At 44.2% G+C, this 15,072-nt stretch carries 10 protein-coding genes and 2 pseudogenes; all 12 read right to left on the reverse strand.

Going from position 1 to position 15,072, the window contains the following annotated elements; genetic code table 11:
- Positions 1-71: 71 nt before the first annotated feature.
- Complete coding sequence (locus ABE957_RS06115) at positions 72-1,109, reverse strand: SDR family oxidoreductase (RefSeq protein WP_349757794.1); 1,038 nt, start codon at positions 1,107-1,109, stop codon at positions 72-74.
- A gap of 17 nt (positions 1,110-1,126) precedes the next feature.
- A complete protein-coding gene (gene tviB / locus ABE957_RS06120; protein ID WP_349757867.1) occupies positions 1,127-2,431 on the reverse strand; it encodes a Vi polysaccharide biosynthesis UDP-N-acetylglucosamine C-6 dehydrogenase TviB in 1,305 nt (434 codons plus the stop codon).
- Positions 2,432-2,557: 126 nt separating this feature from the next.
- Positions 2,558-3,343 (reverse strand): WecB/TagA/CpsF family glycosyltransferase, encoded by a 786-nt coding sequence (locus ABE957_RS06125; protein ID WP_349757795.1) that lies wholly within the window; start codon positions 3,341-3,343, stop codon positions 2,558-2,560.
- A complete protein-coding gene (locus ABE957_RS06130; protein ID WP_349757796.1) occupies positions 3,336-4,307 on the reverse strand; it encodes a glycosyltransferase in 972 nt (323 codons plus the stop codon). Before ABE957_RS06130 ends, ABE957_RS06125 begins: the two co-directional genes overlap by 8 nt.
- Positions 4,308-4,484: 177 nt before the next feature.
- Positions 4,485-4,763, reverse strand: a pseudogene (locus ABE957_RS06135) (hypothetical protein); the annotation flags it as partial.
- Between the two features lie 31 nt (positions 4,764-4,794).
- Positions 4,795-6,316: pseudogene (locus ABE957_RS06140) on the reverse strand (IS3 family transposase).
- 1,131 nt (positions 6,317-7,447) lie between these two features.
- Positions 7,448-7,618: a transposase gene (locus ABE957_RS18155; protein WP_432765404.1), complete on the reverse strand. Its 171-nt coding sequence runs from the start codon at positions 7,616-7,618 to the stop codon at positions 7,448-7,450.
- Between the two features lie 380 nt (positions 7,619-7,998).
- Positions 7,999-9,240, reverse strand: coding sequence for an O-antigen ligase family protein (locus tag ABE957_RS06145; protein ID WP_349757797.1), 1,242 nt, complete (start codon positions 9,238-9,240; stop codon positions 7,999-8,001).
- A gap of 716 nt (positions 9,241-9,956) precedes the next feature.
- Entirely contained in the window at positions 9,957-11,144 is a 1,188-nt protein-coding gene (locus ABE957_RS06150) for a glycosyltransferase family protein (RefSeq protein ID WP_349757798.1), read from the reverse strand.
- Positions 11,145-11,404: 260 nt separating this feature from the next.
- Positions 11,405-12,361 carry a UDP-N-acetylmuramate dehydrogenase gene (murB, locus tag ABE957_RS06155; RefSeq protein WP_349757868.1) on the reverse strand — a complete coding sequence of 319 codons (957 nt, stop codon included), beginning with the start codon at positions 12,359-12,361 and terminating at the stop codon, positions 11,405-11,407.
- The gene (locus tag ABE957_RS06160) at positions 12,358-13,629 is read right to left on the reverse strand and encodes a UDP-N-acetylglucosamine 1-carboxyvinyltransferase (RefSeq protein WP_349757799.1); all 1,272 of its coding nucleotides are present in this window, start codon (positions 13,627-13,629) and stop codon (positions 12,358-12,360) included. The genes murB and ABE957_RS06160 overlap by 4 nt, the downstream gene beginning before the upstream one ends.
- A 4-nt stretch (positions 13,630-13,633) precedes the next feature.
- A complete protein-coding gene (locus ABE957_RS06165) occupies positions 13,634-14,950 on the reverse strand; it encodes a lipopolysaccharide biosynthesis protein (RefSeq protein WP_349757800.1) in 1,317 nt (438 codons plus the stop codon).
- Positions 14,951-15,072 lie beyond the last annotated feature (122 nt).

The raw sequence follows: 15,072 nt of genomic DNA on the forward strand, positions 1-15,072 counted from the left end.
TATGTAAATACCATGAACCACGCACACTGTGGAAAATCAAGACAGCAAGCAACCGCATAAGAACTATTTAACTACTGCTGGTAGTAAGATATATACCACGGCATAGCTTCAGCTATTCCATCGGATATGGTGTGAGTCGGAGCATAACCAAGAAGCCGTTGCGCTTTGCCGATATCCGCCTGTGAGTGGCGTACATCACCGGGTCGGAAATCCCTATAAACCGGTGGCTTAACATAACTAATATAATGTGAAGACAGTGCCTCTCCCAAATATTTGAATAGCTGGCTCAAGGTAGTACAATCACCTACAGCCACATTAAAAACTTCACCTTGAACTTCCTTTATAGCAGTAGCTGCCAAAAGGTTAGCTTGCACTGCATTCTCAATATAGCAAAAATCGCGACTAGTTTTTCCATCACCATTGATATATAAATCATCACCGGTCATCATTGCTCCGGCCCATTTAGGGATGACAGCAGCATAAGCACCATTGGGATTTTGACGCTTACCAAAAACATTAAAGTAGCGCAATCCTGTCGCTTTAAAGCCATATGTACTAGAAAAAACATCGGCATACATTTCGTTGACCACCTTGGTTACCGCATAAGGAGAAAGCGGCTTACCTGTACGATCTTCTAACTTGGGTAGTGCTGGATGGTCACCGTAGGTAGAACTAGAAGCGGCATAGACAAAACTCTTAACGCCTGCATCTTTCGCAGCCACCATCATAGTAAGTTGCCCAGAGATATTGGCAGCATTGGTAGCGATAGGGTCTGCAATGGAGCGTGGAACTGAGCCTAGTGCAGCTTGATGCAACACGTGATCGACCGGCTTACCTTCAAAATACATAGCTTTTTGGCAGGTTATCAGATCACAAATATCACCTTCTATAAAGCGGAAGCGCGCCCACTGTTCTTTAGAGACTAATTCAGAGACCTCGTCAATATTCGCTTGGAAGCCGGTGGCAAAATTATCCAGCCCCACCACTCGCTGATCAAGCTTGAGTAGTGCTTCTACCAAGTTACTGCCTATAAATCCAGCACAACCAGACACCAACCATGTCCGCGGACTATTCTTCAATTTTTCTAAAAGCTGATTATAGTAGTTCATACAATCCCTTTTCAAAGTTAAAGCCGAAGGTCTACAGAATCCTTAGGCAGCAGATATTTCAGGTCATAAAGTACGTGCTCTGACTTGCCCCAACTGCGTATAACCTCGACGCCCAGGTCGTTGAACTCGCGATGGGCCACGGCGAGGATCATAGCATCATAGGCGCCAGTATCGGGGCGCACTACAGGACGGATCCCATACTCATACTCTGCCTCATCTTTATTAACCTGTGGGTCGTAGACATCTACCGCCACGTTATAATCAGCCAGTTCGCGCAGGATGTCCACAACGCGAGTGTTCCGCAGGTCTGGGCAATTTTCCTTAAATGTGAGCCCCATGACCAGCACCCGAGCGCCTTCAACGTGAATCCGCTGTTTGATCATGTGCTTAACAAGTTGGCTGACCACATAGGCACCCATATTGTCGTTGATACGCCGACCTGCGAGTATAATCTCTGGATGGTACCCGACCTGCTCAGCCTTGTGGGTAAGATAGTAGGGATCAACACCTATGCAGTGCCCTCCCACTAAGCCAGGGCGGAACGGCAGGAAGTTCCACTTAGTGCCAGCGGCCTCTAGAACTTCTTCGGTATCTATTCCCAAGCGCTTAAAGATCACTGCCAACTCATTGATCAGCGCGATATTGATGTCCCGCTGGGTATTTTCTATAACTTTGGCAGCTTCAGCAACCGCAATTGAGCTGGCTTTATGAGTACCAGCAGTGATCACACGACGGTAAAGTGAATCAACAAAATCAGCCACCTCTGGAGTGGACCCAGAAGTTACTTTCTTAATTGTAGTTAGCCTATGCTGTTTATCACCTGGATTAATCCTTTCTGGGCTATATCCACCGAAAAAATCTTGGTTATATATCAATCCTGAAACTCGTTCAATTACTGGCATGCAGTCCTCTTCTGTAGCCCCGGGATAAACGGTGCTTTCATAGATAACCACATCGCCACGTTTAACTACCTTACCTAGCGTTTCGCTTGCCTTGATTAAAGGGATCAGGTCCGGCCTTCGAGAGTCATCAATCGGGGTAGGCACGGTAACAATAAAAACATTGCACTCTTTCAAAACCTCAAAATCACTTTCAAGACTTAAATATTTCGCTTGCAAAAGTAACTCCGACTCTACCTCTAGGGTAGAGTCCATACCATCACGGAGTTCTTCGATTCGACTGGAGTTAATATCAAACCCTACAGTCGGAATAGTTTTTGCGAACTCAACTGCTAAGGGCAATCCTACATAACCTAATCCAATCACTCCCAAGCGAACATCTTCTATTTTCACAGCATCACCTTTATCAACTTGACCAATCATTGTCACAAGACCACCTCATACATAATTTCTCGCGATTTAAAATAACACTAAAACACACTGCAAAACCTAAGCTGATTCAAAGTTCGCTCATAACCAGACCACCCAAACTAATTAAAAAGCAAAGGCTCATCTTTCGGAAAAAAAACAAATCCTATTTTTTATAGTATACACTATAGAATAAAAAACAAAAAAAGGTCCACCAAGACAAATTCTCTTAAACAATCTAGCAGGTTCTTTACAAAACCTATAAAGCCATTCAAGCTTGTTTTTTACGAAAAAATCACTTGCCCTTTTTACATCACCAGATAATCTATCCACTATAGCTCCACCTGATACAATCAGGAAGTTCCTATCAGCAAATTTATTAGAAATTTCAATCGCCAACTTTTCCTGTCTGGGCATTCCCATACCAAGAACAATGATAGGGTCACAGGTTGAATATTTACTCAATAAATTCAAATAGAAGCCATTGTCGTTGTATCCATGATGGCAGTCAATCACATTGACGCCAGATTCTTTTAAATTTTTACTTGCTAACTTACACCTTTCCTCATCACCTCCTAAAATAATCACAGGCCTAGAACTTCCTGACTCATTCTTCTCAAGAATCAAAGGAATTAAATCTGTTCCGTTCATATTGATTCCAGGGGAGAAAGAGTTCGCTTCCAAGAACTTCTCAACACCAACACCATCTCTAAACAAATAGTTTGACCTTATGAGGCACTCCATCATACTAGCATCAAAAATAGCTAAGTTAACTGCATGGTAATTTAGAAAACTAACGACAATACATCTCTTTGCTGAAAGCATGTCATGAATTACTTTTTCCTTTTCACGTCCTCCATCAATCAGCACAACACTAGAAGTGAGAAAACTTAATCTTTCAAAAAAGGTCAAACGAAAGTTAGGCACTTACTACCCCTTTGTAAATATTGAATAATTTTTGAGAAGATGACAGAGGATCCAAACTCAAATCTTGTAGCCTAGCAGTACAACCTGAAGGGTTTTCGATGTTTATCGCTTTATTTATAGAATCAATATAATCCTCTGGTACATCACTACCTACAACACTTGACCCTTCTAAATTTTCTAACAACTGCCTTACAGAACCAACATCTCTAGCGATCACACTAGTACCGCAAGCCAGACACTCTTTAACAGCATTGGGCGAACCTTCAAAATCAGAAGTCAAAAGATAGAAATTACAAGCATTATAATAAAGAAACATTTCTTCCCTTGTAGCATTTGCTATAGGGATCGGAATTATATCTCTACTACTCTCCTTGTTATAAAGATCGATTATGTCGCAAAAAAGATTGTATCGCTTTTCTGGCCTCAATAAACTTTGCCCACTTACGAAAAGTGCATACAATGATCCTTTTTCTAGACCCAGAAGCTCACGCGCTCTATCTCTATCTATAGAATAAAAGAACTCCGTATTAACCGGGTTAGGCAAATAGAAAGACCTTACTCCGTCAACTTCATTACGGTATACTTTAAATATTTTGCACTTACTGAAGTGACTAGCAACACAGTAAACAAACTTTCTAAAGAAGACAGGACCCAGCATAACCTCGTTATATGAGTCTGACAAAAAAGACGTCACTAACTTTTTCCTTACACCACCGAGAATAGCGACAACCCCACAAAAAACATGATGTGCATGCACCACATCATAACTACCTCCCTTTCTTAGTAGATAGACTAAAGCAGAAGCATATGAAGCGATGCCTTTTTTTTCTTTATCGACCACTAAAACATCCACATCAAGATCAGGGAAACTTTCACGCAAAAGTTCAATTTGATCTCTAATAAAAACACCTTTTACAACATTGTCTTTTGTTGGATATGCATTGACTAGCTGTAAAACCTTCATGGCGCATCCGATAAATAATATAGCTCGTGGGTAACAAAGCGGAAATAAGACAATTTAAATTTTCCTCTGGATATCTAGGAACTAATATGTTTAAAATAACCGCCAAAGGAGTGGAATGACTCAACCATCTAAAATCAAACAATCAAGCTAAAAATCCAATCAGTACCTAATTACAGTTTAGAAAACATTGGTTCGACATTTTTTTAATCCTTCATGTAATATTCCATATCCGTCGGGTCCCGTGTGATTGACCACCGGCTTGGCAATTAACTCAGGACGCCTAGCCTGCCATTCCCTGATCACTGCAATCGGTGATTGATGGTACAGCGCCTTCTGCGGGATGTGGTGATTGTACAGCTACATATAGCGTTTCATCGTCTGCTCCAGATCCTCGCCTGAGGTATAGCGCCGAGTCGCAAGCACGTCGCTGATGCGGCAATTGAACCGTTCAACCATCGATGCCTGTCAAGCTTGTTGGAACCTGGAATCAGGCGGCTTCTAATCGCTGATCGCGTTGAACCAGCGGGGCTTCCTGGTCCGGATTCAGCCAGACCGTCCGGCGCGGTGTCCAGTTGCGAGTGGAGCCGCTCCACCGACCGGGATGTTGCCGTTTCGCCTCGGCATAGATGGCACGCCTTGCCAGCACCTCATCATCACGGCCAGCATGCCGCTCACCCGGGGTGACGAACCGAATGGCGCTGTGACGATGTTCGTGGTTGTACCAGTGCACGAAGCGCGTCACCCACTGCTGCGCCGCTGTGAGCCACTCGAACCAGGTCTTCCGGATTCATCATGAACCCGGCAATCAAAGACTGACAGTCATTGGAGACTCGGGGGCGGCTCTACGACGGGGTGATGTTCAGCCGCTGCAGTGTCGCCTGGAGCGTCGATCCCTTCATGGCGGAGCCATTATCAGCATGCAACACCAACGGTTGGTTGATGCAGCCCTCGCGCAGCACGGCGCGCTGGATGACCTCGCTGCTGTTGGCCATGGACTCCTGGTCAAAGACCTCGGCATCGACGATCTTGCGGCTGTAGATGTCGACGATCATGTAGAGGTAATAGAACTGCCCACGCACCTGGGTCGGTAAGTACGTCACATCCCAGCTCCAACAGGTATTGGAACGTGTCACACGGTGCCGCTGCGGATCGCCCTTGGGGCGTGGGGCACGAGTGCGGCCACGATGGTGCTGCTCGCCATGCTCCCGGAGGATGCGGTAATAGCTGGATTCTGACGCCACGTAGCGGCCTTCCTCGTCCAGAAGCCGCGGTACAATCTGCCCGGGCGGCAGGCTGGCAAACTCGGGACGATGGCAGATTTCCAGCACCTGCAGACGCTCCTCCGGCGACAGCGCGTGGCGCGGGACAGGCCGCATGGCCTCAGGCCGTCGGTCCTGATCAACGACGGTAGGTGTTGGTACCAATGCCGAGCTCTGCGCAGGCGGTCTGCAGGCGGGCCCCTTCGGCGCGGGCCTCATCGATCAGCTTTACGGCGTCCTGGCGATCTGAAGTGCTGATCATTCGTCCTCGTCCCCCCAGATCGCTCGGGCTTTTTTTCTCAACGCCAGCAGCGCAGCGGTTTCCGCGAGAGCCGCCTCCTTGCGGCGGAGCTCACGTTTGAGCTCCTTGTTCTCCTGGCGCTCCGCCTTGCGGGCTTCGCTTACCTGCTTCGAGGCGGCATCGCTACGGTTGTTGGCACCTTCGCAGCTCGCCCGCCAGCGCTGGATCTGCTCGGGGTAGAGGCCGCGCTGCCGACAGTACTCGGCGCGCTCGGCTTCACTGAGGGCCGCCGTCTCCAGGACGGCGTGGAACTTGTCCTGCGAGCTCCAGCCTTCGGGGTCATCGCTCTGGTCAGGCAGGAGGCGACCCGCTTGTCGAGCCTTCTTGCGCCAGTTGTACAGCGTCGCCGCGGAGATGCCTTCTTCCTGGGCTACCTCCGCCACCGTGCGGTTATGCGGCGGGAGCAGCTTCTTGAGGATGGCTTCTCGGCGTTCGTCGGAGTACTTCATCGGAACCTCATTACGCCCCATATGGTTCAGAGTCTAACAGCCACCGATACTCCAACTAGCGTGACAGTGGGGGCCATGCCGCAGGGAAAGCGCATGGAAAATTTCACATCCCTAGAATATCTGCAAGGTACGTATCATCCAGTGGCGCTTTCTTCTGTTTTCGCCGAATTCCGTCCTTGAATGTCTTCTCCCCTTTCAGGTAATTCAGCACGATATACCGGACCCTGGCGAGGATTTCGGCCGCCTGTCCGCGATGAATTTTGCAGACATCTTCACGAAGCGCCACGTCCAAGGACCAGTAAAGTTTATTCTCGACATGCCGATGCTACTGGGCCGCTTCACCAGCTTTTTGGCGCTAAGTTCAGCGGAGCTGATGTAGTAGCGGATCATCGGTGCCTCTGGTGCGTCGTCACCTTCCTAACGGAAGCTCATGACGACACCCACCACTTTCAAGCCTGGTCACTCGTAGCTAAGAGATCTCTCGCGATGTGATAGCGCGTCTCTTGCCGACCCGTCGATGGCCACCACCGCGCCTTCTGTTACGTCGTGGCAAGCCATCATCCACTCGGCAAAGGCGCTTTGGAGCTGATCTGTATTGACCAGCGCCATCTCCTGGCCAAAGTGTCATGGCTGGGGGCGCCGGCCTCAAAATCGCCGTACTAGTGGGAAGTCGAGCCTCGCGTTGCCAAAATCCTCAATCTCATCACTCCGCGTCGCATATCACCGCGCAGACGGTTAAAAACCGTATATCCGACAGCTGATGCTGCACTTTCCAAGCCTAGCGAAAGTCGGGAACGATCGATAAGTGGTGTATAAGAAATGGTGTCAGCATTGAGTTTTCCATGAGGGTAAGCTAGTAGATGAAAACATTAGCAACCACTGATTAATTGCCACGAAGTCTGTGGTAGAGCGGTTTTTCATGCTTTTTTCCTGCTCCACACTGGGCGCGACGCCAAGTGTCTTGGATGTGGAACGCCTGACGATGGCCGTATATGAAGGTGTACTTCACTTCAGGTTTCCGCGAAATACACCGCCACTTGTTATGATAGCCATTTCCTCTGGCATTTCAGCTAGTTGTCTCTTCCGCTGGGCGCTTTCATCCGCCAGTGATAGCTGACAGTCAGACGAACTCTATTTCTGCTGAACCTTAACGTGCCACTGGTAAAGCTGGCTGGGCTGTATACCCAACTCACGAGTCACAGCGATAACGACTACGCGATCAGCAAGCGTGAGAGCTTCCTCGCGGTAGGCGTCGGAGTAATGGATGAGTTTCTTCTTCATCGGAGTCGATTGCCTGGCCATAGGACACCTCGTTCAGTGTACTGCCTTGACGGGGTGTCCACTTCTGCTGGGCAAAATCAGACTGATGTGGGCGCTTTTCTTCGTAATATCGAATCCGATGGTCGACCACTGTCTTGGCTTAGCTCCGCGGCTCAAAGAGAAATGGGGCTAAATGCAATCTCTTTTCAAAGACTGGAAGAAAAGTTCGACTAGACCATTCTGCTCCGGTATTCAGGACGTAGGGAAGTCTTGAATGAGGCCATCGGCTTTCACCGTGTCCGAACAGTGCCTGCTGCTGAAGACCAGCCCGCATCTTCCTGTTAATTACATTATAGCCTGCACAACTGTGGAGCGGATCATTACGTTAGTGCATTATCCAATTCATCATATAGTGATAATATCTATGTCATCGCTCCTTTCTTAACTTTGCTATCGCTCCTTCTCTTATCCATATTACCGATCACCCATCCAATGAAGAACCACATGAAATAAAGTGCTGCCAATGAATAAAAAACATTCCCACCAAAAGAAGACAAAAGAACTGATAGTGAAGACATAAACACTGAAGAAAAGATAGGGTTCTTTTCTTTAATCGAACAGTGGAGAACAACAAAAAAAGGGATTAAAACAAATAAAAAGAATAAAGGGGAAAGTACCACACCAAACTCTACCAAAAAAGCGACAATATCAGAGTGCGCTTCATACCCATCCCCAGAAGGCATTTTCAAACCATCCAGATTTACACTCTGACCTAAACCAGCACCAAAAAGAAAATGATTTTCAACCCAATCAGATAAAAGAAGCTTCCAGTGCATAATCCTCCAAACTAGCGATGAGTCAAGTTCCTCCCCGGGACTTAAACTAGTATCAAAACCCCCATCCATTATATCCTGAAGCCTCTTAAATATAGTCAAATCCTCGACAACACCAGCTAAGAAAAATTTCGTGATAACAAAAACAAATGCGCAAAAAGCTAAGAACCATATTGCTCTTTTTACTGATAACAATGAAATCAAGGCCAAGACAAAAACTCCAACCAGCATATTCTTCAATGTGGATGAATAAAAAAAGGCTAAGATACAAAGAAAAACGGAAAGATACAACAACCTCTTACTAAATAAATTTGAACGAAAGTAGATTAAAGAGCAAGAGAGAACAAAAAGCAACATGACAATATTTGCATATATCTGAACCCCCCCTGCTATTCCAGCGGCTCTAGATGAGCCATGTACATTTACACCATACCCTAAAATTGAGAACAATACTCCGCAGAAGACATGCGCCACCAGTATCCAGAAAACAATCTTAAAATATTTTATTGCTCTTACATCACCTCCACACCTGTATCCTAAATGCACAACAGCAATGAAAAGCAAAAACTTTAAAATATTCTCTAATGACACACTCACCGGAAACCCATTTAACAAAGAAACCATAAAAGAAACAACCAATATGGCAACTAGTAAGTATTGGGATGTGATTAAAGCAAAAAGGCCAAACTCAATTTTATCTTTCGCCGCATGAAGAAAAAACATTAAGCTAGAAAATAAAATTATTGGTATAGAAGCATAGCCAACCACTCCCAAAGGCAAACCAATCGTGAGAACCCTGAAAGAAAAGACGAAAAAGGCTAAATTTATCAATTAAAACACCATAAATTAAAATATAACGACCAAAGATTAAAACATCATAAGAAATTATCTCATTCAAGCCTAATACTATTGACCTTTAAATTTTGATACAAACCATGTAGCCATCTCTTGCGGAAAGTCTATACGAACTTTTAAGTAGAAAATATCGTATTTCATAACAGCTAAATTTGGTAGATCCAGATTTGCTTAATAGCCAAAATTACAATCTAAAACCGCAGCGCCTTTGATATCCATGGCTACTGAGCATTCTACCAAAAACACCTTTTTCGGTGCTGAATAACCGAGGTCTTTTCGTGGGCGCCTATCCAACTTGTTGACCAGCTTGCCTAGCTCGACATTGATGACCTTTCTGAAGTTCTCTCCCTTGGGAAGTACTGTCTTATCAATGTCCACGATTGCTGGGTAATATCATACTGAGAGCAGCGGGTAAGGGTCTTCTTCACCGCAGTTGCTTTTCTTGCCATGGATCACATCGTCCCAAGGCACTATCTTACCGAGGTGTTAACTGCTGTTGGGTAAGATCACACCTGTCAGCATCGCGTAATAGCGCCGAGGTTGGTGGGGCGGACTCCGTCTCATTGGTGAGTTGAGAAGGGTACCCGCGCTGGCCCTCATGCCTCTAGCTTGTGTTCCATAGAACTGCAGTTATTCTACAAATTCAGAAAATATAAACATTCGATGGAGCCGATTAAGAAGCAAAAGGAATATTACGACAAGGGCATCTTATTTATCGCGGACTTAGTTTTTTTGCAAAAGGCGTAGAACTTAAAAACCAAAAGCTTAAAAAAATAATTGTAACACCTTTCTCTATTTTTTAAGGTTTTATATAAAGAAACCAATTCTTCAGCGCCTTTTCTCGCCGAGTGATTTAATTTAAAAGTCTCACTTGCCCACTTCTTCTGCATCTCAACACCATCATCACTAGAAGCCAATTTCAAGTAAAAATTAAAAGCATCTTCTGGATCTATGCCATCTTTAACAGAAACTCTGGGAGAAAAGTTTTTATAACTTGCCTTTGCATATGTTGTGTTTGTTGCAAAACATGGGATGCTAGATCCACCGACAGGAAAGAAAACAAACTTACAATACGAAAGCCCTTCCATGAAACTTCTTCCCGTGCCGACAACAACATTCGCAAAAGGTATCAACTCAGAAGCCCTTGTTACAAATTCATCGTCTGTAAAAAAACCAACGTTATCATGGTGAGAAGCACAATCTTTTAACCTTTGAAAAACTTTATGATCATTCACTTTCCCTACGATGGCAAGACAAACTAAATCTTCACCAAATACAGACTCCAGCCTTTCAACCAAGCTTATAGCCTGGACAATACTCTCTTCATAAAACTGATCCAGCCTTGCAATTCTAATGACTTTAACTCGGCAATCATCGAATCGTGAAAAAGGATCTTTCCTATTAGCAGAAACATCACCTGGATGTGAAACACGCTGAGGTATCAGCGACAAGCTTTTGGGTCTACAGAACTTCTTCTTTTGGAAAAACTGAAAATCTTCTTCGTGGAAGACTACGATGTTCTTATGGAGAGAAAATAATGCGGGCAAAGGTGGACCGCCGGCCTTTGTAACTAGCAATGGAACCTTTAAACTTACCGCAACTTTACTCGCATATACTGCTGAAATATGGTCATATGCATGAACAACATCAATTTTCGAAGTATCCACAACAGTCTCAAACCTTGTTCCCACCCCCTCTCCCAATCTCACCTCAAAGAAGGAGACATCTTCTTCCCCATAATAGGCCGGTGGAAAAAAGTCACCAACTACTACGATTTTATAAGGGACAGTTAACTCTCTCGCAACATGCATTAGCGAGTAATAATGCCCCCCGGCACCACTATTTATTCCCGAAAAACTACCTATTATAAATAAAATCATTCAAAAACCATTTTAAGAGTTTTTATGTCTGAATTTTCAACATTTTGGCCGTTGGGGATTGGCGATAAAGAACCATCAAAAGTATGAAAGATAAATCGGAGAATTTCTACCTATCAGCATAGCGTGACTTCTATAGTTATCTTATCATCAGGATTAATGCAGGTAAAAAAATTATAACTTAACTTGCATTACAGACAAGAACAATTGAACCTGCTCTTATTTTTTTACCGGAAAACATAAATTAAAGCGACAGAATGTTATTATATGAAGAAGGAGCTAGCAGGCATTAATTTCCCAACCGGATCAACATACAAAACTTCCGACTCAAGGCGATAACCACTCTCTCTGACAACACAATTAGAAATTTCTTTTATTAAATTCAAAACATCGGCAGACTTCGCCCCTCCTTCGTTTACTATGAAGTTAGCATGCTGAGAAGAGACACAAGCTTTACCGACCCGCTTGCCTTTTAAGCCAAAAAGTTCAATTACTTTACCCGGCGGGCCAATATCAGCGTACATATCTGGATCGCTTTTGAAAACAGAACCACAGTTAGGCTGACCACGAGGGAATTTTCTCTTCCGTTCAGCTAGTATTGAAAGCATATTTTTTCGTATGCTATGACGTTCACCAATATTAAAATCAAATAATGCCGAGGTGATTACTTCTTCAGTTCTTTGATAAACTGAATTACGATAGCTGAACTCGCATTCGTCAACTTCACGAGTTATAATATCGCCTTTTGAGTCTACGCTTTCAACGGAAACAATATTACTCCCAATACTTCTTCGCTGACTACCTCCATTCATGTAGACAAGACCACCGATAGTTCCTGGTATACCACAAACATGTTCTCCCCCCGTCAAACCGGAATTCATCAACCTCCTTGAAAATTTCGGAACCCATGCTCCTGCTTGGGCATAGACTTTATCAGCAGCTATATGTATGCCTGACATCCTTTCACCTATCTGAATGCAAGGCACACGAAGACCTTCATCATCGAAGAGTAAGTTACTCGTAGACCCAATTATAAGGTGGGGAATGGAATTTTGATGAAACCAAGACCGAAGCTTCGCTAACTCCTCTACTGATTGAGGACGCAGCAAAATATCAGCATCTCCTCCTATCCGCCATTTGCTAATGGCTGCAAGAGACGTATTACGCTCAAAGCCACTTGGACACAAACTTTCTAACTGCGATATATTGTAACCCATCATTTGATCCACTCGGCAGTAGCTCCAAGGGCTCTTAGCTTTTCGACGAAATCAACGTAGCCTCTGGAAATTTGCCAAGCATCATCAATGAATGTTTCTCCTTCAGCCATAAGACCGCATAAAGCGAGAGCGGCACCAGCTCGGAGGTCCAATGCTTTAACTTCAGCCCCTTGAAGCCTACCACCTTGACCATCTATTAAAAGCATGTCGCCACACACTTTTTGTTTTAGCCCCATCTTCGCCATCTCCTGAGCATATCCATACCGGCCAGGGAAACGCAAATCCACTATGCGGGATTCACCCCTTGCTTTTGCTGCCCATGATGCAAGGATAGGCTGTACATCTGAGTTAATACCGGGATGAGGGCCAGTACTTATCTCAATCGGATAGCAATTACTACCGCGTACTATAAGCGATTTCTCACCGTAATAAATCTTTGCCCCAGCTGATTTCAGGTGCGCCAGGACTACATCTAAGTCTCGGTAAGGAAAATCCAATATTTCGACATCACCGTTAGTAACGACCGCGCCTATTAACCAAGTAATAGCTTCCATATTGTCCGCAATTACGGAATGTTCCGCACCAGCAAGACCTTCGACTCCCGTAATTTCAATATGCTCTTGACCAAAAACTTGAATTTTTGCGCCCATTTTTTTTAAGAGATCGATTAAATCTAATATCTCCGGCCGTATATGTGGATTCCAAACTCTAGTAACCCCTTTTGCTAGAGTTCCACATATAATGGCGTTTTCTGTTGCACCAGTAGACCGCATAGGAAGATGAATGTCATTACCTTTCAACCCATCTCTTGGAGCTAACGCACAAAGATACCCGTCTTCTTCCCAAATCGTGGCTCCCATTTTTTCAAGCAACATCACGTGGATATCATGCTTGCGTTCGCCTAACTTGCAGCCGCCAGGTAATGGAACACGCCCTTCACCCCAACGAGTTGTAAGCGCACCCAACACAAGCAGCGTATTGCGAATTGATCTTTCTTGCCATTCTAGAGAAGTAATGGGCTTTCCATCTTTCTCAACAATATTAATCGAACTCTCTGAGACATGGGATACGCTCTTTCCTAGAACTTCAAGCATCTCTACATGGATTTTCGCATCCAAAAGCTTCGCTGGATAATTAAATAAAGTAACTCTCTCCTCTGTTAACAGGCTAGCCGCCAACAACTTCAAAGACGAATTTTTCGCTCCAGATATTGAAACGCTTCCTTCAAGCTTTTGCGACCCTTCAATTTTTAGCATCAGAACCTCTGGCATCAATTTAATTCGGTATAAACCGAAGTGAGTAATAAATACTTAGAATATAATGTGCTGATAAAACTAATGAATACATCCATATAGTTTCCTCTGCAGCCAGTCCCATGACATATGAAAACCCAAAGCATGCCATAAGAAGAAGGGCTCGCTGCGCGCTCAAGTATAGTAACTGCTTCTGTCCATCAAAAATATAAAATATATAAGCTGCAGGCGCCTGAACAAACTGGAAAACTAAATAAATGGCGAGAATTGAAGTATATTCGCCAGCCAACTCCCACTTTTCTCCAAAAAACAATTCAAACAAATATGGAGCAGAAAAAAACAAAAACAAAGCGGGAGGGATTGAGAAGAAAGCCAGCCTTACCACCACTGAATTAGCCATTTTTCGGATTTCATGGGGCTTCTTATTTCCTAAACTTGCAGCTTCAGCGTAGAACGATTTGGCTACAGTATGGCCAAAAAGTTGAATTGGTATACCTATGGCTGTCAATGCTAAACTTAACTGTCCAGTAGCACTTGCATCATACAGTGCTGCCATGAAAAGGAGTGGGGACTGTGTAGCAAAGACCATTAAAAACTGAGAAGGAACACGAAAAATTGGAAATTCGAGATACCTCCACGCCACTTTCTGTATTCGAGAAAAACTTAACTGTCGCCAATTATTATTAAAACTTCCTTGAAATCTCCTAAAAATAGAGCCTACCCCCACTCCATAGGAAGCAACTTGGCCAATCAACAGCCCTCCTGAGTTAATTAAAACCAAGCCAAGCGATATCTTTGCCGCAGTACTTACTACACTTTGCCAAATATTAGTCTTTGCAATAATTCGGTAATCGCGTTCACGAGTAGCCCACAAAGTTAATATCTCAAATGTTGCTGCTGCCAGTATACCTAGTGAGATCAACCACCACCAAGAGGAAAGAGTAGCCATTGAGAAAAAAGGTAGAACTTGATCGCCAAACATCCACAGCAGCAAGCTAATTATCGCAGTATTCCCGACCATTATAACTACTGAAAGAAAAAGAATATTAAATGCTATGCCATTATATCGTGGCAGAGGAATAGCTAGCACATACCGCATCGTCACCACAGGATATAACATCATTACCAAAGCAGTAAAAACAGATAAAACCCCAAAATCCTCGGGACTATATATTCTTGTCAGAATAGGGATGGAAGCTATACCAATTAACTTGGCAACACTACTTCCAATTGCAAGGGTGGCCATTCCTTTAAAAACATTACCAACTGCGCCACTAGATGCTTTAGCAAACACTCTTTCAACCTTAGGCGCTATCATCGTAAGATGAAAATTTTTCATACCATGAAGCTCCTATTAATTTTTAACGGCTTAAACTGGCGCTTATCTCATCTTTCAGTACAAACGAATCGTGTATCCTAAAAATTGAATGGTCGACTTTTTTAGGTCACGGAGTATACAAA

The organism is Halomonas pelophila (assembly GCF_040196315.1).
Taxonomy (GTDB): domain Bacteria; phylum Pseudomonadota; class Gammaproteobacteria; order Pseudomonadales; family Halomonadaceae; genus Halomonas; species Halomonas pelophila.